This window comes from Natrarchaeobius chitinivorans, assembly GCF_003841505.1.
Classification (GTDB): Archaea; Halobacteriota; Halobacteria; order Halobacteriales; family Natrialbaceae; genus Natrarchaeobius; species Natrarchaeobius chitinivorans.
In genome coordinates, this window is sequence record NZ_REGA01000007.1 from 67,526 (window position 1) to 89,814 (window position 22,289).

Genomic DNA, 22,289 nt, shown 5'->3' on the forward strand with positions numbered 1-22,289 from the left:
CGACCGCAGGACGGGTCGCGGTCGCACCGAAAATGGCTTCCAGCAGACCGTATCAGTCGTAGAGGGTTGTCGTCGTCGGGATGGCGCCGTCGACCAGTCCGGACTTCTCGGCCGTCCGCTCGGCGTGGATCCGGGCCTGCTCTTTGATCTCCTCTTCGTCCATGGTGAGGACATCGCGGTCTTTCATCACGACGTCGCCGTCGATGATGCTGTGCTTTACGTTGTGGGAGTTCGCCGAGTAGACGGTCGTCTGAATCGGGCGGTGGTGTGGTGTCCACTCGATCTCGTTCGTATCGAACATGATGAAGTCCGCACGTTTGCCGACTTCGACAGAGCCGATCTCGTCGTCCCACAGCAGCGCCTCCGCCCCGTCGATCGTCGCCATCCGAATGGCCTTCGACGCCGGGATCATGTCCGGATCCATGCGCGCGTCCTTGAACAGTCCGGCGACGGTCCACATCTGCTTGTGCATGTCGGCGGAACCGGCCGCGGAGTTTCCGTCACAGCCAAGCGAGACGGTGATTCCCGCGTCGAGCATCTCCGGGTACTTGCCGATGTTCGCCGCGCCCTTTGCTAGCTTGAACGTCGTGCCGGGACAGAAGGCGACTTTCGTGTCGTGTTCAGCCAGCATTTCGATCTCCCGGTCTTTGATCGCGACGGCGTGAGCGAGGACGACGTTCGGACCGAGCGCGTCGATCTCGTTCAGCCGCTCGATCGGCCACATGCCGTACTTCTCCTCGCTTCCTTCGACCTCTTCGATCGAGGAGGAGACGTGGTAGGTCGTCCCGACGCCGAGTTCCTCGGCCAGTTCACTCGCACCACGGTGGAGTTCGGGGCTGCACGGTTCCTTGCCCTCGATGTTGGCCCAGCAACGAATTCGGTCGTCGGCGTAGTTGTTCCACTTTTCGACGCTCTCCTCGAGGGCCTCGAGGGCGTCGTCCGCGGTGTCGAAGAAGTGGTGGTCGACCATCTCCTCGGACCAGTACGGCGGGATCGTGTCGGGTTTCACGTCGGCCGCGTGTCGACCGGTGACTCCGCGCATTCCGGTTTCGGCCGCCGTCTCGACGATGAGCTCGGTGTTGTTCTGTGAGCCCATGTCCAAAAAGCAGGTCGTCCCGGTCTTGATCATCTCGAGGATGGCCATCCGGACGCTCCAGACTTCCGCTTCCTCGTCCACGGACGAGTAGTACGGTTTAGCCCAGTTGAACACCCACGGGCGAGTCGCTAGATTGTCCGGGAACAGGCCGCGACTCAGGTGTTCCGAGAGGTGAAAGTGTGAGTCGACCAGTCCGGGCATCAACAGCATGTCGTTGCCGTCGACGACCTCGTCGAAGTCCGTCTCGGGGTAGTCCTCGGCGATTTCACTCGCCGATCCGATTTCCGCGATTTCGTTGCCCTGGACGACGATGGAGACGTCCTCGAGAACGGTGTCGTCTGGGTCGACGGTCAATACGGTATCGATATCCTTGATTAGTAGGTCTGACATTGTGTAACTCCTCTTGTTTACTCGCGTCGAAGCGCCTCTTTTGGTGTGATTGTTTGCCACTGTTATTAGCGTTGTGGATTATCTATACTCGGTCGAGGAATCAACGGCGTCGTTACAATTCCTTCCCCCAGATAGCTTCCGATACGAAAGAACTAGACGAGGTGTGCGGAATATATTACATTCCCCAGGAAATCGGCGAACAATCGAGGAAGTTCGCGGCATCGTCCGATTTCGGTGGCGATACCTGATACGGATTGCTGTCACTGTGTACCGGAGCGACCGGCCGCCGTCCCTCGGTCGCTTCGGTACCGACGTACAGCAGACCGTGTAAAGCGTCACCGCCGGGGGATCTAGTCACCATACACCGATAGATCCGGGAGTACCGATCGACCGCTACGACCGCATGTTTCCCCGAAGACGTCCGACCGCATGTTTCCCCGAAGACGTCCGACCGTCTGTTTCCCCAAGGCGTACGACTGTCCGTTTCCAAAGGGCGGACGACTGTCCGTTTCCCCTGAGAGATCTGTTTCCCGTTCAGATCTGTTTTCCGTTCTAAACGTACCCGCTGGCGCGTGTGAAAGGCCAAACCTTCTTATAACAGTTTTCCCTTGTTCAGAGATACGATGATGCCGACCACACAGATAGAACGAACACTGTCGGAATCCGACCTCGACCTCCTCGTTGGGTCGTCGGTCGAGAACGTCTTTTACTCGGCGAAAATGTACAGCGTCGCCACCGCAGGACTCGGCGAAGCAGCCTTCAGCCTCTGGTCGGCCGACGCCGGCGGTCCGTATCTCGTCATGCCCGCCCGAGAGATGAGCAGCCTGTTCGACATGGGCGCCGATCCCGAAGGCGTCTACCCGTACGGGGCGACGAACATCTATACGGGCGATTCGCTGTCCGAACTGGACGAGGACATTCTGGAGCTACAGGAGTCGGGATCGTTCGACGACCCGATCGACGCCCTGGCGACGGCGATCGACGAACTCGCAGACGGCGACCGGATTGCGGTCGAACAGCAGGGATTCGATCCCGCGAGCTACGCACAACTCGAGGACGCACTCGAAGGCTACGATATCGAAGAGGCGACGGAGTACTTCTACGATCTGCGCAAGGTGAAAAGCGACGAGGAGATCCGACGGCTACGCCGATCAGCCGAGATCACCGAGTCGGCGATGGAAGAGGCGATGGAAACTCTCGAGCCCGGGATGACCGAGCGGGAACTGGCCAACGAGTGGCGAACGCGAGTGAGCGAGAAAGGCGGCAAACCGATCGACGGCTTTCTGACCGTCGGCTTCGGTTCGCGAACCGCCTACACCCATCCGCTTCCGGGCGACCGCGAGATACAGGAAGGAGACCTCGTCCGCTGGGACGGCGGCTGTCGGTACGGCCAGTACTGTTCTGACATCGGTCGAACGTTCGCGTTCCGGTCGGCCGAGGACGACGACAAACGCAAGTACGAGGCGCTTTACGCCGGGCTCGAGGCCTCCCTGTCCGAGTTCGGCGACGGCGTCGACACGGGCACCGTCTTCGAATCCGGCGTCGATGCCGTCCGGTCGTCCGGCGTCGACGAATTCAGCGAATTCGAGCCGTTCCACCTCGGACACGGGATCGGCGTCGAAATCTACGATCCGCCGACGATCGTTACCGATGCCGGCACGCTCGAGAGCGGCATGGTCATGTGCGTGGAGCCGCCGTACAACGAACTCGGCAGCGGCGGATTCCTGATCGAGGACGAAGTGGTGGTTACCGACGACGGATACGAGAAGCTCACCGACGCACCGGACACGTTGCCGATCGTCGAGTAGAAACACGCTGAACGCCGGCGAATATTAGTTTCGTCGTATTTCGGTCGAAACGGCTCCTTCCGATCGAAAACCAGGGTCCCTCCCGATCGAAAACCAACTATAAAATCGGGATCGACGATCCTACAGCTCTTCTTCGACGGCGGCCATATCGTCCGGCAGACCGAGTCGGTCGATCGTCCACCCGTCCGCGCGGTATTCGGACTGGGTAATGCTCGAGGCGATGGTGATCAACGAGTCGATCGTCGGCGTCTGGACGTCGGCGATTCGGGCGAGCGTCTGCATCGGAACGAGGCCGAAGGGAATGTCCTCGTTGAAGAATCGGTGATCGACCGACGACGGTGCCTTGATCTCCTTGTTTGGCTCGCTCTCGCGGAGCATTCGCAGGAACGATCCGCTCTCGCCGGCTTCCTTCGACGTCGAACCGATGTCGGCGAACAGTTCCGGGAACGGCTCGACGTCGAGGCCCCAGGCGTCGGCGATCGCCCGACGCTCCTCGTCGAGGTCCGACATGACGTTCGCGACCGCCGGCGTGCCGGCGTCGTAGTAAAATCGGAAGTCGCCGTCGGTGTGCTCGATCCAGGCCGCCGAGAGCAGGATTCCCGGCGGATGGAGTACCGCGTTGACGTTGCTCAACGCCGTGTGCAACACGTTTTCCACCGGCGTCGGAGACGGGTACGCGTCCTCGAGGACGTCCTCGAACGCGTCCCGTTCGGCAGCCGGTACGGACGCGAACCGGACGTTTTCGACCACGGACGAGATGTGAATGTGATCGTCGCCGCGTTTCCGGCAGATGTACGTCAGCGTGTTCGTCTCGCCGATCGGCGGAACGCTATCGCATCCGGCATCGCGAAGCGTTTCGCGAAACGCTAGCGACCCGCCCGTACTCCCGGGGTTGAGGAGGATCGGACGCGATCCGTCGAGGTGGGGGGCGAGTTGCGTTGCCAATCCCGAGAACGCGATCGCGGGGAGACACACCATAATGAACTCCGCGCCGTCGAGGGCCTCCTCGAGGTCGGTCGTGATGACCGGGACCGACGCGAAGCCGTCGCCGGCAGCGCCGCTGTACTCGACGCCGCCTGCCTCCTGAATCGCTGCGATCGTCTCTTCCGATCGGTTGTAGAGCTGGGGCGTGTGCCCGAGGCTCTGGAGATGTGCAGCCGCCGCGAATCCGCCGTTTCCGCCCCCCAGGATTGCAATCGTTGTCATATCCGTCTAGTGCTGGTCGATGCTGTATTGCTCGAGTTTCTCCTCGTCGACCTCGACGCCGAGACCCGGACCCTCCGGAACCAGTACGTCCGGCCCCTCGAGCGTGAACGATTCGGCCACGATGTCGTCTTCGTAGTAGATGCCCGCGACCTGGTCGTCGTAATCCTCGGCGCGAACGTTGACCGGGCTGACACTCGCCATGCCGGCGATCGGAACGGCGGCACCGAGGTGGAGGTTGGCCGCGTTTCCGACGCCCATCTCGATCGACCCGCCGATGTCACAGCGCATGCCGACCGCTTCGGCGACGACGCCGACTTCCTTCGCACGGTGGAGGCCGCCCGGTTTGGTCACGTAAAGCGAGAAGATCTCCGCCGCGTCGTGACGATCGAGGTCCAGAATGTCCTGTGGCGTCCACGCACCCTCGTCGGCCATGATCGGCTTCTCGACGTTTTCGGCGACTTTCGCCATCTGGCGGGTGTCGTCGACGGGCTGTTCCATGTAAGCGATGTCGTACTCCTCCATCTGGCGGGTGATTCGGGCCGCCTCCGACGGAAGCTCGTACCCTTCGTTGGCGTCGACGCGGATGGCGATGTCGGGGCCAAGGGTTTCCCGAAGTCGGCGGATGAGATCGACGTCGCGTTCGGCGTCGAGACCGGCTTTGACTTTGATCGTCTCCACACCCTCCTCGACTGCCTGCTCGGCTTCCGCGACGGCCCGGTCGTTGTCCATGATGCCGAGGCTGTGGGCGACGGGAATCCGGTCGCGGTAGGAACCGCCGAGCAGGTCGTGGACCGGCTCGTCCACCCGCTTGCCGGCGAGGTCGTGCAACGCGATGTCGATCGCCGCTTTCGCGTACGGGTGGCCCTTCGCGACGCTGTCCATCTCGTCGTGGATCGGACCGATGTCCAGCGGCGACTGGCCCTCGACGATCGAAGCGAAGTAGTCCTCGATCATGTCGTTGGCCGTCCGGGCCGTCTCGCCGTAATACTTCATGTGCGCGCCGCCCCACGTGGGCGTCGGCGGCGTCTCTCCCCATCCCACGAGGCCGTCGTCGGTCTCGAGTTTGACGATCAGGTGCGAGCCGATGGGGTCGTCCATCTTGCTCGCCCAGTTGTGATCTCGCCGCGGTGGCAGCTTGACGAAGTAGGTCTCGATGTTCCGAATTGCCATAATTGGTACTCTTACGGAGACGACTTAGTTGTTACCCATTCGGGTAACGACGGCCCGATAGCGCTCCTCGAACCGGCGGGCGAAAGCAGACCACTCGAGTGCCACAGGGCCTCCGAGTGCCACAGAGCCTCCGAGTGCCACACAGCCTCGAGCGACGGCGAACGAAATCGAAAGGTGGTCGAGAGGCGACCGTGCAACTACTGCTGTTCAACCATAGTAGACGCTAGAGGAAGTTGGCTACCGAAACATCGTGATACGCTTGCCGGCTATAGTATAGTAACAACTGGAACTATTTACACACTGATCGCACAGTTGTCGTGCGATCAGGTGTGCATTGACTTCCAGTGGCTACTATAACAACTGAAACGATTTAACACCAGTCGCACAGCAGTCGTGCGATCGGGTGTGCAGTGACGTTCAGTGGCTACTATAGTACCGTTTCGAGCGTCGTCCGACGAGCGAAATCGGATCGCACCGCATGAGGTCGCCCATCAGTTCAGATTTGAAACGCCATCGTATGCAGACGAGTGCTGTCAGTCACTGGTGATACCGAGTTCACGCTCGAGTTTCGGGTTCTGGTTTCTCGTTTTGATATCGGATTCGATGAGTTGCCCGCACGCTTCGACGAATTCCGTGTTTCTCATCCGACCATAGACGAGGTGGAGTCCGCCGTCATCGGTTCTGATGAAAATGGCAATAACGTCGGGGTTGTCGCCGCTGAAGTACTCGCGCGTGGTGGCGACTCCGCCGACGATCAGAAAGACCATGAACACTGTGAGAGAATCGACGCGTGGTTCCGAAAGCTGTCCAGCGAACGCTTGAACGTAGACAGCCAGAATCAGGACGCCAGTTATGACGGCGAAGAACCACCCGAGGAATCGGTTGCGCTGAAGTGAGGAATCTCGCTTGACCGTAATACTGGAAACCCTATCTGTCGGGATCAAAAACGAGGGCCACGTGTCCGGATCCTCCGGGGTGTAGGTGAGGCTGGTGGTATCTCCGGTGAATGTTCCAGTATTTTCTCCATCGATTACGTATTCATCGATGTACGCTTCAGTTTCGAAATACATTGATACTGATTCTTCGAAGGACGCTCTTTTAGGATTTGGGCTTCTGGTAACGCCATCAGTCGACGAGAGCGCTCAGCAGTCGGTATCGAAGACAGAACGGAGATTACCCGGAACGTGCCGGCAGCTTTCGAAGCGAGAGAAAAGCGCCGAAATCAGTTGTTCTCCTTGTAGTTGTTCACGAGTTCCTGCATCGAGTCCTTCGCATCGCCGAACAGCAAGTTCGTGTTGTCCTGTGCGAACAGCGGGTTCGCGATCCCGGAGAATCCGGGGCTGAGGCTCCGCTTGTTGACGATGACGGTTCTGGCATCGCCGACGTTGAGGACCGGCATCCCGGCGATCGGACCCGAGTCGGACTCGTTCGCCTGGGGGTTGACCACGTCGTTTGCGCCGGTCACGATGACGACGTCGGTCTGGGAGAACGTCGGGTTGATCTCCTCGAGTTCTTTCATCTTGTCGTATGGGACGTCCGCATCGGCCAGGAGCACGTTCATGTGTCCCGGCATTCGACCGGCGACGGGGTGGATCCCGAACTCGACTTCGACGTCGTTCTCGTCGAGCAGTTCGGCCAGTTCGGCGACCGCGTGTTGGGCCTGGGCGACGGCCATTCCGTACCCGGGGACGATCACGACTCGATTTGCGACGTCCAGGAGCATCTCGATCTCTTCGGGAGAGGTTTCGGTGATGTTCCCCTCGTAGATGTCGTCCATCTCCTCGGAGTCGGCCTCCTCGCCGAATCCACCGAACAACACGTTAGACAGCGACCGGTTCATCGATTCGCACATGATCACCGTCAGGATCATTCCGGCGGCCCCGACCAGCGTACCGGCGATGATCAAGGCGGTGTTGTTGAGGACGAATCCCGTTCCCGCAGCAGCCAGCCCGGAGTAGGAGTTCAACAGGGCGATAACGACGGGCATGTCCGCACCACCGATCGAGATCACGAGCGCGATACCGAGCAACGACGCGGCCCCCAACAAAAGCCAGTACGCCGGGACCCACTCACCCTGCAGATACTCGGCGAAGAGTTCAGGCTGGACGACCAGGTACGCACCCAGCAGGATGCTAATCGCGAAAAGCGCGACCTTGACTACCTGCTCGCCGGTGTAGCGGATCGCGTTACCGTTTACGACGCCGTGTAACTTGCCAGCGGCGACCAGACTTCCACAGAACGTGACCGCACCGATGAGTCCAGATGCAGCGGCTGCGATCGCCGTTTCCGCCGGAAGCGACGTAACGACCCCCGCCGTCTGGAACTCGATCAACTCGGCACCGGCGACCAGCGCCGACGCGCCGCCACCAAATCCGTTGAAGACGCCGACCAACTGTGGCATCTCGGTCATTTCGACCCGAACCGCGAGTCCGACACCGACGACGGACCCGACGACCAGGCCGGCGATCAACACCACCGGGGAGACGAGTTCGAACCACAGGACCGTTACCCCGACGGCGAGTAACATCCCCATCGCGGACGTAAAGTTTCCTCTCGTCGCGGTCCGTGGATGGGTCATATCGCGCATCCCCTGGATGAAAAGCACCGCTGCGAGGAGGTACGCGAGCTGGATCACCCACTCGGGAAGGGTTTCCATCATCATCAGGCCTCACTCCCTTTGTGGAACTGGTTCAACATCTTGTGGCTCACGAGGTAGCCACCGACGACGTTGACCGTCGCCATGACGACTGCCAGAAAGCCAAACGCGGTCGCGAGTCTGGACGATCCGGATCCCGCGACGACGACGGCCCCCACGAGCGTAATCCCGGTGATTGCGTTCGATCCGGACATAAGCGGCGTGTGCAGGTTGGCCGGAATCTTGGTGATGATCGAATACCCCAGAAACGCCGTCAACACGAACAGCGTGAGGTTGAATACGAGCGTCATCGACCGGTCACCTCGCTACCAGCGGACTGACGCCGCCATCGAACCGGCGACAAGCCAGTGGTGAATGGGGCACTCGCGCGATCGGTTCCTGTGCGTTTCGGATTTCGGGTGGTGTGATTTCGGTTAGTCATCGTCTTCGTCGTCTGTTTCGTCCGTTTCGTGTGGAGCACGGTACGTTCCGTCGTGGCTGAGCAAGGTGGAGTCGATAATCTCGTCGTCGGTATCGACGTCGAGTTCGCCGTCCGTGAGCAAGAGATCGAGGAAGTCCTTGACGTTGTTGGCGACCAGTTGACTCGCGGTGTGAGGAACCGTCGCCGGAAGATTCGTCGGCCCGTGGATCGATACGCCCTCGTAGTCGACGATTTCGTCCGCGACCGTCGGCTCACAGTTTCCGCCACCTTTGGCCGCGAGATCGACGATGACCGAACCCGGGTCCATCCCGTCGATCATCTCGTTGGTCACCAGTTCGGGAGACGGGCGGCCGGGAACGGCAGCCGTGGTGATGACGACGTCCGAATCCGCGATCACCCGGTTCATCATCTCCCGTTGTTTCCGGATGAATTCGTCGTCTTGCTCTTTCGCGTGGCCCTCGTCGTCCGACGCGTCGTCGGTCTCGAGGTCCAGTTCGACGAACTCGGCTCCGAGACTCTCGACCTCTTCTTTGACCTCCGGACGGATGTCGTAGGCCCGTGTCGACGCACCCAGCCGTTCCGACGTCGCGATGGCCTTGAGTCCGGCAACTCCAGCACCGACCACGAATACGTCCGCGGGCTGGACCGTCCCCGCGGCGGTCATCTCCATCGGGAACAACCTGGGTAACGCCTCTGCGGCAACGAGAACGGATTTGTAGCCGCTGACGCTGTCCATCGACGAGACGATGTCCATGCTCTGGGCCCGGCTGATCCGGGGGACGAGTTCCATCGAGAAAGCGGTGATCTCGCGATCGACCAGCATCTCGGTTTCGTCCTCGAGGCCGAAGGGGCCGAGCAATCCGAGAACGACCTGTCCGTCCCGATACGGATCTAGCGACTCCGCGTCGGTCGCCCCTAGCGCCCGGACCTGCGTGATGACGTCCGCCCGCTCGAACACCGCTTCGCGGTCGTCGAGAACCTCACAGCCGGCCTCGCGATACTGGTCGTCGGACCAGTCGGAACCGTTCCCGGCACCGGCCGCGACGCAAACGGTCACCCCCTCGTCGACGAGCTGCTTTGCGACGGGCGGCGTGAGCGCGACGCGCGTCTCGTCCGACGCCGTTTCCGTGGGTACCCCGATAATCATCCGACAATCCCCCGACCGAATCGGCGGAGTGATCCATCACTCCGATGGAATACATTCCACCTGTTACTGTTTCGTGCGATCATAGTACCTGCTTGCTACCGGGATTTTTGTCGTCGTATATTAAATCCACCGAATGGTAACGATGCACGCGCTAGCGAATGGAACACCAGATACGAGAACCACCTGAGACGCCCTCCCGACGCCCTATCGAGCGAATCGGGCAGTCGGCATCGCGTCGACGTCGAAACGCGTTCCTGTTTCACCCCCGTCGTCCAGACGCTAGCAGCGAGCGACCGGGCAGGCCGAGCGGGTGGCCAAGTTCGACGTCGAATTTCACGTTTTCCAATTACAATTATTCATAATTTATAATTTGGCGGAAACAAGGGGATTGTCGGACACTGTTTCCATACTTTGGGAACTCCGGATTCGTCACTGCCGAGGTTTTCGACGGAGTTGCGCTCAGATGGCGGAGGGGGACGAGTTCGAACCGTCGTCTGCTCTCCACAATTGCCGTTCCCAGCGTTCCTCGAGCAGAAATTGTAGCATCACACTGAATCTCAGGTAGATCACGTGAAAAGTTGACGCCTGCCAGGGCCCGACCGAGGGAGACTGTGAATGGCCCTCACGAGGTACACAGTGACATGCGTGCGTATTCGTTCCCCATCTCAGGGAAGAGTGTCTGGAATGACGACGGTTCACGGGACGGAAAGCGAGGCCGAAGCGATCTCGACCCATCGTCGATGCGACACGCAGATTACGAGGCGGTGTGAGGTTGAAGATATCGTGAAAGGATTCTCCAGACACGCCAGATCCGACTCGTCCGTCGCTCACACGCGGGTTGGTCGTTCCGAGGACGTATCAAATCTGGCTGACGCGTACCGATACTGTGGTCCGGGACGTCGCGTCCGCCGACGAACGCGAGCCAAGTATTTACAGTGGTATGAGTGTAATATTTTCCCGGTTTACTCGGTTCGTACGTATAGTTTCCGTCGCCGATTCGACCGCTCGTCTTTCGGAAGGTGGGAAAACAATCAGGGCCAGTCGATCGGTCGAGTCACGACCGACAGGAACCATCCGCTAGCAGTATGAATAACGAGCACTCGACTGTCGGGGCTGGAAGGCGATTCGACAGCACGAGACGATCTGTTGTCCGTCGGTACCGTGCGACCGTTACCCGGCGCTGGGTACACTGAATACGCACGAAAAGTCGACCCGTCGAGTTAGCGGAAACTCGAGCCGCCGTCGGGATGAATAGTGCTCCCGGTAATAAACGAGGACTTCTCGCTCGCCAGATACTCGACCGTATCGATGACTTCTTCAGGAGTTCCGTTGCGGGGAAGACACTGGTGGTCTGCGACGGCATCGAGATACTCCTCGTCTAGCTGTTGACTCGCCTCCGAGGTGACGAGACCCGGTGCGATCGCGTTCACGCGAACGCCGTCGTCACCCACTTCCGTCGCGATAGCGCGAGTCATCGACGGAATCGCGCCCTTCGACGTGACGTAGTGTGGATAGCCCGTCACGCCGCCGTACATCACGGCCGAGGAGATGTTGACGACGCTACCGCTCCCCTGGTCGACCATCTCCGGGACGAGTTGCTGACAACAGATGAACGTCCCGGTCGTGTTCACGTCGAGGACGCTGCGCCACTCGTCGACTGGAATCTCGTCGAAGCTCCGGTCGCGCTGTGTGACAAGCGGCGCGTAGATCGCCGCGTTGTTGACGAGAACGTCGATGCTCCCGAACGCATCCAGGGTCTCCTCTCGAAGCGCTGCAACGTCGTCCTCCTCCGTCACGTCGGTCTCGACGCCGATTGCATCCGTCTCGAGTTCGGACGCCGCTTGCGACGCGTTTTCGACGTCAGCAATCGCGATCTGTGCTCCGTGGCCGGCGAACCGTTCGGCCATCTGCTTGCCGATTCCGCTTCCACCGCCAGTGATGACGACGGTGTCGTTCTCGAAGTTCATACGAACCGATAACAGATCTACACCCTCAAATACGTTTTCCTTCGGTATGCACGCCGGAGCGGCGGTGCAGACTGCTCTCGGGGAGTTCGAACTGATCCGATCTCTCGCTTCCCAGCGGTCGGTTCGTTCACCAGGAGTAAACGCGCTAGAGATAGAATCGTCGGGGAAAGATGTCACGCAGTATGGAAAGCAGGCCGAACGGTTGCGTCAAAATATAAGTGAGAAGCTTGTGAGATGGTAGCTGTATGCAAACAGAGGACGAAATTACGATCGAGGCCGAACAGGAGCAACTGTGGGCGCTGATCTCGGATCCCGAAGTTCTCGTCAACTGCGTCCCCGGTGCAAAAGAGGTTACACAGGAGTCCGAGACGGAGTATACGGGCGTCATCGAGCGCAGTCTCGCGGGCGTTACGCTCTCGCTAAACGGGGAAGTCGATATGATCGAGCGAGAACCGCCGACGTACGTGAAAGTGGACGCGGTCGGTGAGGACAGCAGGACGAACAGCCGGATGGACGCCACCGCCGAAATGACCATCGCCGAAAGCGGTGACGGAGCCTCGGAGCTGTCGTACGTGATCGACATGGAGTTCACCGGTCGTCTCGCGACGCTCGGATCACGACTCGTTAAACGGAAGATCCGCTCCGACATCGACGAGTTCTTCGAGAACGTCAGAGACGAACTGGAAAACGGTGAGGCGGCAAGTGATGGGTGAACAGTGATGTCGGGGCTCCACCTCGAGCCGTCGTCCGAGAATCGACCGACTGGATGGTTCCGGGACGGTTCGACATCCCACAGCGTTTATGTAGACTCGAGGAGTGTGTGAATCCATGTCACGCCTCAGACGGGACGAACGAACGGTCCAGCGCCAGTCCGAGCGGGTTGTCGGGAGTGACGTCCCGAAGATCGATGCGGAAGACAAGGTGGCCGGTGACGCTCGATTCGGATCGGACCTCGAACCCGACGACGTTCTCTACGCTGCAGTTCTGTACTCGACCCGGACGCACGCCGAAATCGACGACGTCGATCTGTCCCCTGCGATGGCGATCGACGGCGTCGAGTGTGCGCTCGCGCGTCCCGATTTCATGGGGAAGTTCGACGACCGGGTTCGACATTACGGGGACGTCATCGCCGCCATCGCGGCGACGGGCCCGGAGACGGCCGACCGGGCGGTCAACGCCATCGACTACGATCTCACGCCGCTCGACGCGGTTCACGACGCCCGCGAGGCCGTCGATGGCGACGCCCCCACCGTCCATCCCAACAACCTCGACATCGCACAACACGCCCAGCACGACTTCACGATCGAAAACGAGAACTACACGAAAAACATCGACGACTACCACGAACTGACGGTCGGAGATCCGGATCGGGGATTCGAGGAGGCCGATCACGTCGTCACCGGCGAGTACACGACACCGCGGGTCAGCCACTGCAACCTCGATACCCACTGCACGATAGCCGAGTGGGACGACGACACGCTCGTACTGACCGAAACGCTGGCGAGCCACGGCCGAAGCCAGCGAGAGATAGCCGGCTTCCTCGAGATCGATCCGGAGCGAGTAAAGATCAAAGAACCGCCGTCCGCGAGCTCGAGTTTCGGCGGCAGATCGCTTCGTAAGCTAACGGTCGAACCGGTTGCAGCGTCGCTCGCCCGCGAGGTCGATCGTCCGGTGAGGCTGCAACTCGACCGGGAGCGGGAGTTCGTCTCCACCGCAACTCGTCACCAAACACAGTTCACCCTCGAGACGGGAATTACGGCCGACGGGGAAATTACGGCGATGTCGGTCGACGTCGTGACGGACACGGGGGCGTATCCCAACGGGGTCGGCCACGTCGTCCTGAAGAACAGTCGGGACCGTCCGCTGGACGTGTATCGCATTCCAAACTACGAGTACGAAGGCGTCGCAGCGTTTACAAACAACGTCCCCGGCGGCGAGTACCGCGCGATCGGGTCGACCCAGCTGACGTTCGCGCTGGAATCGCACCTGGACGAAGTCGCCGCGCGGGCCGGACTGGACCGCATAACCTTCCGACGCAAGAACCTCGTCGAGGAGGGATACGTGCGCCCGCACACGGAGGTTCCGATCGGTAGCTGTGGCGTCGACGACTGCCTCGAGCGCGGACTGCGCCGGTTCGAGGAACTCGAGAGAGACGAGACCGGCGATCCCCGGATTACCCGCGGCTGGGGGGTCGCCGTCGGAGCCCACCCGACGACCTCCGGCGCGACGAGTGAGGACTCCTCGGAAGCGATTCTCACGTTGACGGCGGACGGCACCGTTACCGCCCACACCGGTGCGGTCGATCAGGGCCAGGGTATCGACACCGTGATCGCACAGATCGTCGGTCACGAGACCGGGATACCCACTTCGCGGGTCGACGTCGAACCGTTTTCGACGACCGACAGGTTCGCCGACCACCTCGGCTCCATCGCCTCCCGCTCGACGTACATCATCGGCGCAGCCGTCCGGGACGCCGCGATCGCCCTCGAGCGGGAACTCCACGATCGGGCGGCGAGCGCGCTCGACGTCTCCGCGGACGCGATCGAGATCCAGGACGGCGTCGCAGCGTCCCCGAACGGTGAGGGAATCCCGGTCGAGCAACTCCTCTCACCGACCGATGGAGACGAACTCGAGGTCTACGGCAGCGCTTCGTCGACCGAGACGCCGGTCTCCTACGGGGCCCACTTCGCCGCGGTCGAGGTCGACGTCGAAACGGGAGACGTCGACGTCCTCACGTTCGTCGCCTCACAGGACGTCGGGCACGCGATCAACCCGAAGATGATCGAGGGGCAACTCGAGGGGGCGATTCAACACGGGATCGAGTTCGCGCTCTACTCGGAGCTCCAGCTAGATCGCGGGATGCCGAAAAACGCGAACCTCGCGGATTATCCAGTGATCTCTCCGAAGGAGATGCCCGAGGACGTCGCCTGCGAGATCGTCGAGTCGAACGAACAGTCGGGACCGTACGGAGCGAAAGGGGTCGGTACTCCGTCGATGCCGCCGGTCGCCCCTGCGATCATGAACGCGCTGGCGGATGCGACGGGGAACCGATTTCGGGATCCGCCGATCGATTCCGAGACCGTCTATACCGAACTCTCCTCGGAGGATCGGCGATGACGGAGTACCTGAAACCGGTCGACCGCGAATCGGCGCGGCGGTACCTGGACGAACACCGCGACTCCGCGAAAATCGTCGCCGGCGGCCAGTCGTTGTCGCTGTTGCTCCGCCAGGGGCTGCTCGACCCCGACGTGATGATCGACATCAGCGACGTCGACGAGTTTTCCGGTATCGAAACGGGACCCGACCGCGTTTCCATCGGCGCGGTGACGACGTACGAACAACTCGAGTCCCACCCAGTCAGCTCGACCGTCGAAACGCTCGGCGACAGCGTCGACGTCATCGCGGACAGGCAGGTTCGGACCGCAGGGACGATCGGCGGCGCAATCAGCCACGCCGATCCGTCGCTCGACATCGTCCCACCGCTGCTCTGTCTCGACGCGACCGTCCGGATCGGGAGTGTCGACGGGGAACGGACCGTCCCGCTCGAGGAGTTTCACGACGGCTACATGGCGGCCGATCTGGCCCAGAACGAACTGGTCGAGGGGATCACGTTCGACGGATCGGCGAGCGACTGGGAGAGCAACTACGCGAAACACTCGCGGGTCAGCGGGGGCTGGGCGACGGTCGGCATCGCCTCCCGAGTGCGAACGACCGACGACCGAGACGCGTTTACCGACGTACGGATCGCGGCGGCAGCCGTCGGCGACACCGCGGTTCGACTGTCGAGCGTCGAAGACGCGTTGATCGGTGAGCCGACCGACCGAGAGACGGTCGCCGACGCGGCGTCGAACGCGACGGCCGACATCGATCCACTGGACGACCTCTCGGGAAGCGCGGAGTACAAGAAGCATCTGGCGAGGACGCTCGTCGAACGGAGCATCAACCGCACTGTCGATCGGACTGGAGGTGTACGATGACGGAGATTAGTTTCGAACTCGACGGCGAACAGGTAACGACGAACGTCGATCCGAAGACGCCGCTGCGCGAGGTTCTTCGGGACGAATTCGGGAAGAAAGGCGTCAAGTCGAGCTGTGATTCCGGACGCTGTGGCGTCTGTACGGTTCACCTGGACGGAGACGCTGTCAAGTCCTGTCTCGTCCTGGCCCCGAAGGCGGACGGACGCACGGTGACGACGATCGAGGGCCTCGCGGGCGAAACGGACGACCTGCACGACGTCCAGCAGGCGTTTCTGGACAAATTCGCGACACAGTGTGGGTACTGCATCCCCGGAATGATCATGACCGCGGTCGACTACCTCGAGGACGGCGAGTACAGCGGAGAGCGCGCGGAGATCGAATCCGCACTGAAGGGGAACGTCTGTCGGTGTACCGGGTACGAGAAGATCGTCGACGCCGTCGAGGAGGTCGCAAACTCGAGGTCGTAGTCGATTTTCGGACCGGACGCCGACCCCACGGTCCGGCGGGAAGGCTCGTCCCCACACGGCAGCGGGTCGGTTCGGCACGACTCAACGGGCCGATTTCGTACAGCGACTCGTTTCGATGACGGTGCCAGTCGGTAACGTCGCGCCGACACGTACCGCTCGATCCGTTACAGAAGTCGTTTCGCAGCGGGACTGATGCGGTCTGCTCTCCGTCAGTGCGGTATGAGTGCAACCCGTTCTCGATCCCATCGGGACGCCGGGACTCAACCTGTCAGGAGAGAGATACACCATCCGACCCTATCAATCAAATTTTGTATTAGATGTACAAACCATCTTCTGACATATTCAAACGGCGAATGTGATCGCCGACGGTCGGGTCCACGTCACCAGCCATTTCCCCCAGGTGACCGTCACGAAGTCTCGACGGATCGGATGCCGTCTTCGACCAGCGATTAATGCCGGTATGGAACGTCGATCGCTTCCAACGGAAGAGACGTCGCTTCAGCAGGGGTTCGGCTCCGGTCGCACCGACCGGTGACGATCTCGGTATCCCGGTTGCGTGTATTGCTGGTAAGCGAGTCGTGCAACGGAATGCTGTTCGACGATTGGGTAATAAAATGGAGTAGTATTGAAACCCGAGAGTACTTCACTCGAAGCCGCCCCTCGTCCGGAGAAGACGCCGTATACCGTTGTAACCGCGGAACCTCCACAGCCAGCGACCGCCCGTGGTCCAGCGGGGACGGAAGCGAACTGTATTTACAGGCGTACTCGTGTAATAGGTGTGCCGATCTGAATCCGGTCGTCGTCGATCGAGCCCCGCGACCCGCTAGATCCGGTGTTTACAGGGAAGAGACCGGCCGGGATATCAAACGGCAGGGCGATGGCTGCTGTATTTTGTACAACTCTGTACTAGGAGCAGCGCATTATAAAGGTTGTGATTCGTTGTCGCGGCGACCCGTTCGCTTCGGGTGCTCGAGCGTGACCGGCAGGTGCATCGGTCGGCGGTGACGACAGAAAGGCGGTCCGTCCCCCGCCGGAGACTGTCACAATCGCTCGACCGTTTACAATCTGGGAAAGAGGAGAGTGTAGTTCGATGGGTCCCCACCGCAAATTCTCGGTTGCCTTCGGGTCGATCATTCCAAAAACGGTACGTTGACTCCGGTGTGATCTCACCTCTTGCCGATTATTCCGTTCCTAAACCACAAACTGTACGCGTCTTTCGATTCAGCCCCGAAGGAGTGGTGGGGCGGCCGTCCACACGAAGGCCAGCCGGATACGGATCCAATCCGTCTTAAGCTCCCGGTTTCGGGGATTACCCGGTGATACAATCGAGTGTCTCTAGCAGTTGTATATCGAGGCTCGAAAGAACTGCGCCCTCCAGTAGATTTATTACCTATGAACTCACTGGATCAGGTAGATGGGAACATGAGTCACACAGACACGAGGCCGAGAGCTGTCATTCATCAGAAAATACTGGACCAGGCGGCTTCCCAACCGAACGCGTCGGTCGAGGACCTCGTTGCGAACGTCAGTGGGGCGACTCCGGAACTCGTCCAGCGCGTCCTGAGCGAGTACGGGGACGCCAGCTACGTCGAATCCGCCGCCGAATCGGATGAGTCCGACTCTCGATCACCGTCCGAAGCGGAAATGCCGATCGATCCGGACTCGTTGAGCGAGATACAGTTTGAAACGCTTCGAAAGATCAACGAGTACCCGAGCGCGACACAGCGGGAACTCGCCGACTTGCTCGAGATAACCGCCGCGACCGTCAGCAAACGCGTCAACACGATCGAAGGGTTCGAGTGGGACGACCGACAGCGGATCGCGGCTGCGGTCGTCGCGAATCGAGAAACGAAACCGGACGGGGGAACGCCGATCGATTCTCGACCGCAGGAGTCCTCCGGCTCGTCGGACGAAACCGTGACAGAACCCCAGCCGGTAGAGGGAGAGTCGATCGCCTCGCTGTTCGATCGTCTCGACCGACTCGAGAACAAACTCGATAGCTGGTCGGATCAGTCGGGCGTCGAAATCGACGACCCCGCGCTACTGCACAAGGTGATACACGCGTGTATGGAGTCGGACTCGATCACCGAAGACGAGGAACTGTACCTGTTGCAGATCCTTCTCGCCTGAACCGGATCGCTCGGCCAGTCGTTCTCGAGGAGAAGTTTTACGGCGCGAATCCGAACCCGAACCGTTAGAGACGCCGCCACTGGAGGTCGACCGAAACGTCGTCGCTAACGAGTTGGGAGACGTGACAGCCGCGCTTGCCGTACTCGATCAGATCGTCGACGGTGTCGTCGTCGGCATCGATATCGATCTCGACGAACGCGTCGATCGATTCGACGCCCCCGTGTTCGGGTTCTGCGCTGACGTCGACCGAAATGTCCGCGAGATCGAAATCCTTCTTGCGGACGGCCTGAAACTGGATCGATTCGGTCAGACACGCGGCGAGCGAGCCCAGGAAGAGATCCACGGGAGTCGGACCGGTTTCCGAGCCGCCGATGTCTTCGGGCTCGTCGTACCCGACGCTGAACGAACCGGCCGAAATCGTTCCGGCCATCCCGTCGTCGAGTCGAGCGGTGACGGATCGGCCGGGCATCTCCGTGTCGGTCGGTGCGGCCTCGAGGCGTTCGACGTCGTCGGGAAGCAACGGCCACGGGTCTTCGACGTGTTCGACGAGCGTTCCCAGGAACCGGGCGGCGTCGGCTCCGTCGACCACCCGGTGATCGAACGAGAGATCGAACGGAAGCTGGCGACGGAACGCGACGTCGTCCCCGTCAGGGACGGCCACGTCCTGAACCGCGTTGACCGCGAGGATGGCGACCTGTGGCGGGTTGATGATCGGATCGAACGATTCGATCCCCAGCACGCCGAGGTTGGTGACGGTGAACGTCCCGTTCGACAGGTCGTCCATCGAGTACTCGCCCTCGAGTGCTTTGCGCGTCGTCTCCCGTCGGGCGGTCGATAGCTCGGCGAGGGACTTCTCGCCGATATCCGGGACGACGGGCGAGATCAGGCCGGAGTCGATATCGACGGCGACGCCGACGTTCTGTTCGTCGTAGAGGCGGTGGACGTCGTCCTCGAATCGGGCGTTGAACTCGGGGTGTTCCTCGAGCGTCGCAGACAGTGCGGCGAGGAGCACGTCGGAGATGGAGACGTCGACCTCGAGGGCCTCGTCGGCCGCGTCTGCTGCTGCGAACAGCGACTCGGCGTCGGCCTTCCGATGTTCGGTCACGTGGACCGCCTCCCGGTAGCTCTGACTGAGTCGGTCCGCGATCGTTCGACGCATCGAGCCGAGCGGCTTCTCGTCGGCGACCGTCAGGGGAGCGGCCCCGTCGCTACTCTCGCCGGCCGGCGACCCGGCCGCGGCCGTCGCAGCCGATTTCACGTCCGCCGCCTCGACCGCGCCGCCGGGTCCGGACCCGTCGACGTCCGAGAGGTCGACGCCCAGTTCGTTGGCACGTTTTCGCGCACGCGGCGACGCCCGAACGACCGACGCCGACGCGGCGTCGGCCGCGTGTGAGGCCGTCTCCACCTGTCCGCCGGACGGCTCCGACGCGGGCTCGGATTCGTCATCGGTGTCGACGGCCGGCGAATCGATTTCCGCCTCGAGATCGGATATCTCCTCGTCCGGGCCGGCGACGATTCCGATCGGGTCGCCCGGCTCGACGGTTTCGCCCTCCTCGAGATACGCTCGACGGAGAACGCCGGCCTCCCGCGCCTCGACGTCAGCGACTGTTTTCTCCGATTCGATCTCCGCGACGACGTCGCCTTCCGAAACCGAGTCGGTTTCGTCGACCGTCCACTCCAGCAACGTTCCTTGCTCCATCTCCATCCCGAGTTGTGGCATCCGAACAATGTAGCCCATAGCACCAGTTGGAACTCGGTGTACTATAAAACTCGTTGTAACGAGGCGCCACGAACCGTCCCTCTACACCGCTAGCGCCACTCGCCTAGCAGGAGCGAACGCGTAGGTGGGTTACTCCCCGCCCCGGCGGATCACTGACCCGCGTCTGAGAGGACTGACGCCGTCGTTTCGTAGCCCCGGTCGTACAGCTCCGCCATCGGAAGCGTTCGGAGTTCCGCGTTGAGAACTTCGACCCCCCACGGCCCGTCGTACCCGGCGTCGCTGACGGCTTCGACGAACCCGACGACGTCGAACTCCCCTTCGCCGGGCAGCAATCGGTGGTTCGTCGTCTCTTCCGTCCGGCCCATGTCGGGGTCGACGTAGCCGTCGTTGAGTTCGACCCACAGCAGATCCTCCCGTGGGATATCCCGCAGGTCGTCGAAGTTCGCCCCGCCTTTGGCCACGTGCCAGGTGTCGAGGACGATACCCCCGTTGTCTGCGTCGGCGCTGTGGACGAGGTCGATCGCCTCCTGTAACGTCTCGAAGTTCCCGTCAGCAGCCATGTACTCGAGGCCGATCCGGGTGTCGTACGCCTCGGCGTCCGCACAGAGGTCGACGAACGCCTCCTCGACCTGATCGAGCGGACGGGAGGTTCGCGGGATGTTTCCGACCTTGACGTGTCTGGCGTCGAGGGCCTCGGCAGCCTCGAGGAGCATCGATCTGATCCGGTCGGATTCCTCGCGGCGGTCGTCGTCGGACTCGAGGAACCAGTCGTCGATGAACTCGAGTTCGACGTGTTCGATTCCGTTCTCCGTCAGAATGTCACGCATCTCAGCGAGCGAGTACTGCTCACGGACTCGCTCGAGGTCCGGGTGCAGAATACCGATTCCGGAGAACCCGGCGTCGGCAGCCGTTTCGACGCGCTCGCGGAAGTCCCACGGGCTCCACAGCTGGTCGGTGTTCGGGTCGGCGTCGCCGGCGAGCGTCCAGTAGGATCCGAGGACCGCAGGGTCGTTACTCGACATGCTCGATCGACCGGTTTGGATTTCGAACGTTCATAGGTTGGTATTCGGTAGATATCGACCCACCGTAAAAAAGATAGCTCCGGCTAGCACCGGGAAACGGATGGGTGAAACGGACGGGTGTTCATCCCTAGCAGGACGAGTCTACCCGGGACGTCGGCTCCACCGTTCGAAAAACGCGGTCTCTCGGACGTGACGGGTCTCGAAACGGAACGTATATAAGCTGTTGCCGGGATTCACCTCTATGGCTAATTTACTCGAAGGCCAGACTGTAGTCGTAACTGGTGGTGCGCGCGGAAACGGCCGCGGCATCGCCCTCAAGGCAGCCGAAAACGGTGCGAACGTCGTTATCGCCGACATTAGAGAGGAGCCGCCGGAAGGGGAACCGACCCACGTGAAGATTTCCGACGAGATGGACGTCGAGGCCGCGTACGTCGAGTGTGACGTCACCGACCTCGACGACATCGAAGAGACCCTCGACGTCGCCGACGAACTGGGCGGCGTCGACGCGCTGGTCAACAACGCCGGCATCTTCGAAACGGCGGACGACTTCTTCGACGCCACACCCGAGGACTTCCACGATGTCATGAACGTCAACGCGATGGGGCCGTTCTTTTTCTCCCAGCGCGCCGCATTGCGGATGCTGGAGCAGGGCGAGGGTGGCTCGATCGTCAACGTCGCGAGCCTGAACGCACGGCAGGGCAACGGGAAGGCCGTCGTCTACTCGATGGCGAAAGCAGCGACGAAGCTGATGACCTACGCGCTGGCCCAGCGTCTCGGTCGGACGGGAATCAGAGTCAACGCGATCCACCCGGGCACGATCGAAACGCCGATGACGGCCGGCGTTCCGGACGAGATGATGGAGCGGTTCCTCGAGCACGTCCCACAGGGCCGACTCGGACAGCCTGACGACATCGCGGGCCCAGCGGTCTTCCTCGCCAGCGATTACGCATCCTTCGTCAACGGCGAGTCGATTACCGTCGACGGCGGCTACGCGAGCGGCGGCGGCATCACCGTCCCGTTCGACTTCTATCCGGACCCGCTCGAGTAACGCTTCCTTCGAGCGGTTCGTTTGCGGACTCGTTTCGAGCGTTTCGTACGATTTACTGTACGTC

General features: G+C 61.3%; 17 protein-coding genes. 8 read left to right on the plus strand and 9 right to left on the minus strand.

The window, feature by feature from the left end; translation table 11 throughout:
- Window positions 1–52: 52 nt before the first annotated feature.
- A complete protein-coding gene (locus EA473_RS09960) occupies window positions 53–1,486 on the minus strand; it encodes an amidohydrolase family protein (protein ID WP_124195513.1) in 1,434 nt (477 codons plus the stop codon).
- Window positions 1,487–2,109: 623 nt separating this feature from the next.
- Between EA473_RS09960 and EA473_RS09965 the strand changes: the two genes are divergently transcribed.
- Complete coding sequence (locus EA473_RS09965) at window positions 2,110–3,294, plus strand: M24 family metallopeptidase (RefSeq protein WP_124195514.1); 1,185 nt, start codon at window positions 2,110–2,112, stop codon at window positions 3,292–3,294.
- Window positions 3,295–3,414: 120 nt separating this feature from the next.
- Here EA473_RS09965 and EA473_RS09970 read toward each other — a convergent pair whose 3' ends face one another.
- Both EA473_RS09970 and EA473_RS09975 read right to left on the minus strand, forming a co-directional pair.
- Window positions 3,415–4,500: an NAD/NADP-dependent octopine/nopaline dehydrogenase family protein gene (locus tag EA473_RS09970; RefSeq protein ID WP_124195515.1), complete on the minus strand. Its 1,086-nt coding sequence runs from the start codon at window positions 4,498–4,500 to the stop codon at window positions 3,415–3,417.
- A 6-nt stretch (window positions 4,501–4,506) separates the two neighbouring features.
- On the minus strand, window positions 4,507–5,670 hold the full coding sequence (locus tag EA473_RS09975) for a mandelate racemase/muconate lactonizing enzyme family protein (protein ID WP_207890166.1): 1,164 nt from the start codon (window positions 5,668–5,670) through the stop codon (window positions 4,507–4,509).
- Between the two features lie 527 nt (window positions 5,671–6,197).
- On the opposite strand from EA473_RS09975, the gene EA473_RS22255 reads away from it, so the two are divergent.
- The gene (locus EA473_RS22255; protein WP_165875248.1) at window positions 6,198–6,566 is read left to right on the plus strand and encodes a hypothetical protein; all 369 of its coding nucleotides are present in this window, start codon (window positions 6,198–6,200) and stop codon (window positions 6,564–6,566) included.
- A gap of 326 nt (window positions 6,567–6,892) precedes the next feature.
- Here EA473_RS22255 and EA473_RS09985 read toward each other — a convergent pair whose 3' ends face one another.
- The 4 genes from EA473_RS09985 to EA473_RS10000 form a co-directional block, all read right to left on the minus strand.
- Window positions 6,893–8,332, minus strand: coding sequence for an NAD(P)(+) transhydrogenase (Re/Si-specific) subunit beta (locus EA473_RS09985; RefSeq protein WP_207890167.1), 1,440 nt, complete (start codon window positions 8,330–8,332; stop codon window positions 6,893–6,895).
- A complete protein-coding gene (locus tag EA473_RS09990) occupies window positions 8,332–8,616 on the minus strand; it encodes an NAD(P) transhydrogenase subunit alpha (protein WP_124195517.1) in 285 nt (94 codons plus the stop codon). The genes EA473_RS09985 and EA473_RS09990 overlap by 1 nt, the downstream gene beginning before the upstream one ends.
- 123 nt (window positions 8,617–8,739) lie before the next feature.
- Entirely contained in the window at window positions 8,740–9,894 is a 1,155-nt protein-coding gene (locus tag EA473_RS09995; protein WP_124195518.1) for a Re/Si-specific NAD(P)(+) transhydrogenase subunit alpha, read from the minus strand.
- A 1,220-nt stretch (window positions 9,895–11,114) separates the two neighbouring features.
- The gene (locus EA473_RS10000) at window positions 11,115–11,861 is read right to left on the minus strand and encodes an SDR family NAD(P)-dependent oxidoreductase (RefSeq protein ID WP_124195519.1); all 747 of its coding nucleotides are present in this window, start codon (window positions 11,859–11,861) and stop codon (window positions 11,115–11,117) included.
- A gap of 245 nt (window positions 11,862–12,106) precedes the next feature.
- Between EA473_RS10000 and EA473_RS10005 the strand changes: the two genes are divergently transcribed.
- The 5 genes from EA473_RS10005 (at window position 12,107) to EA473_RS10025 (ending at window position 18,435) form a co-directional block, all read left to right on the plus strand.
- Window positions 12,107–12,574 (plus strand): CoxG family protein, encoded by a 468-nt coding sequence (locus EA473_RS10005; protein WP_124195520.1) that lies wholly within the window; start codon window positions 12,107–12,109, stop codon window positions 12,572–12,574.
- Window positions 12,575–12,689: 115 nt separating this feature from the next.
- Complete coding sequence (locus EA473_RS10010) at window positions 12,690–14,978, plus strand: xanthine dehydrogenase family protein molybdopterin-binding subunit (RefSeq protein ID WP_124195521.1); 2,289 nt, start codon at window positions 12,690–12,692, stop codon at window positions 14,976–14,978.
- Window positions 14,975–15,838, plus strand: coding sequence for an FAD binding domain-containing protein (locus EA473_RS10015; protein ID WP_124195522.1), 864 nt, complete (start codon window positions 14,975–14,977; stop codon window positions 15,836–15,838). Before EA473_RS10010 ends, EA473_RS10015 begins: the two co-directional genes overlap by 4 nt.
- Window positions 15,835–16,305, plus strand: coding sequence for a (2Fe-2S)-binding protein (locus EA473_RS10020; protein WP_124195523.1), 471 nt, complete (start codon window positions 15,835–15,837; stop codon window positions 16,303–16,305). The genes EA473_RS10015 and EA473_RS10020 overlap by 4 nt, the downstream gene beginning before the upstream one ends.
- 1,422 nt (window positions 16,306–17,727) lie before the next feature.
- Window positions 17,728–18,435 carry a MarR family transcriptional regulator gene (locus tag EA473_RS10025; protein ID WP_165875249.1) on the plus strand — a complete coding sequence of 236 codons (708 nt, stop codon included), beginning with the start codon at window positions 17,728–17,730 and terminating at the stop codon, window positions 18,433–18,435.
- 64 nt (window positions 18,436–18,499) lie between these two features.
- Here EA473_RS10025 and EA473_RS10030 read toward each other — a convergent pair whose 3' ends face one another.
- Both EA473_RS10030 and EA473_RS10035 read right to left on the minus strand, forming a co-directional pair.
- Entirely contained in the window at window positions 18,500–20,173 is a 1,674-nt protein-coding gene (locus EA473_RS10030; protein WP_124195525.1) for a 2-oxo acid dehydrogenase subunit E2, read from the minus strand.
- Window positions 20,174–20,304: 131 nt separating this feature from the next.
- Complete coding sequence (locus EA473_RS10035) at window positions 20,305–21,177, minus strand: sugar phosphate isomerase/epimerase family protein (protein WP_124195526.1); 873 nt, start codon at window positions 21,175–21,177, stop codon at window positions 20,305–20,307.
- Window positions 21,178–21,418: 241 nt separating this feature from the next.
- Between EA473_RS10035 and EA473_RS10040 the strand changes: the two genes are divergently transcribed.
- The gene (locus EA473_RS10040) at window positions 21,419–22,225 is read left to right on the plus strand and encodes an SDR family NAD(P)-dependent oxidoreductase (protein WP_124195527.1); all 807 of its coding nucleotides are present in this window, start codon (window positions 21,419–21,421) and stop codon (window positions 22,223–22,225) included.
- The last annotated feature ends 64 nt before the right edge of the window (window positions 22,226–22,289 follow it).

Coding starts and splice junctions, on each gene's coding strand:
- EA473_RS09960 (WP_124195513.1), bottom strand. CDS start 1,486: ATGTCAGACCTACTAATCAAGGATATCGATACCGTATTGACCGTCGAC.
- EA473_RS09965 (WP_124195514.1), top strand. CDS start 2,110: ATGATGCCGACCACACAGATAGAACGAACACTGTCGGAATCCGACCTC.
- EA473_RS09970 (WP_124195515.1), bottom strand. CDS start 4,500: ATGACAACGATTGCAATCCTGGGGGGCGGAAACGGCGGATTCGCGGCG.
- EA473_RS09975 (WP_207890166.1), bottom strand. CDS start 5,670: ATGGCAATTCGGAACATCGAGACCTACTTCGTCAAGCTGCCACCGCGG.
- EA473_RS09985 (WP_207890167.1), bottom strand. CDS start 8,332: ATGATGATGGAAACCCTTCCCGAGTGGGTGATCCAGCTCGCGTACCTC.
- EA473_RS09990 (WP_124195517.1), bottom strand. CDS start 8,616: ATGACGCTCGTATTCAACCTCACGCTGTTCGTGTTGACGGCGTTTCTG.
- EA473_RS09995 (WP_124195518.1), bottom strand. CDS start 9,894: ATGATTATCGGGGTACCCACGGAAACGGCGTCGGACGAGACGCGCGTC.
- EA473_RS10000 (WP_124195519.1), bottom strand. CDS start 11,861: ATGAACTTCGAGAACGACACCGTCGTCATCACTGGCGGTGGAAGCGGA.
- EA473_RS10005 (WP_124195520.1), top strand. CDS start 12,107: ATGCAAACAGAGGACGAAATTACGATCGAGGCCGAACAGGAGCAACTG.
- EA473_RS10010 (WP_124195521.1), top strand. CDS start 12,690: ATGTCACGCCTCAGACGGGACGAACGAACGGTCCAGCGCCAGTCCGAG.
- EA473_RS10015 (WP_124195522.1), top strand. CDS start 14,975: ATGACGGAGTACCTGAAACCGGTCGACCGCGAATCGGCGCGGCGGTAC.
- EA473_RS10020 (WP_124195523.1), top strand. CDS start 15,835: ATGACGGAGATTAGTTTCGAACTCGACGGCGAACAGGTAACGACGAAC.
- EA473_RS10025 (WP_165875249.1), top strand. CDS start 17,728: ATGAGTCACACAGACACGAGGCCGAGAGCTGTCATTCATCAGAAAATA.
- EA473_RS10030 (WP_124195525.1), bottom strand. CDS start 20,173: ATGGGCTACATTGTTCGGATGCCACAACTCGGGATGGAGATGGAGCAA.
- EA473_RS10035 (WP_124195526.1), bottom strand. CDS start 21,177: ATGTCGAGTAACGACCCTGCGGTCCTCGGATCCTACTGGACGCTCGCC.
- EA473_RS10040 (WP_124195527.1), top strand. CDS start 21,419: ATGGCTAATTTACTCGAAGGCCAGACTGTAGTCGTAACTGGTGGTGCG.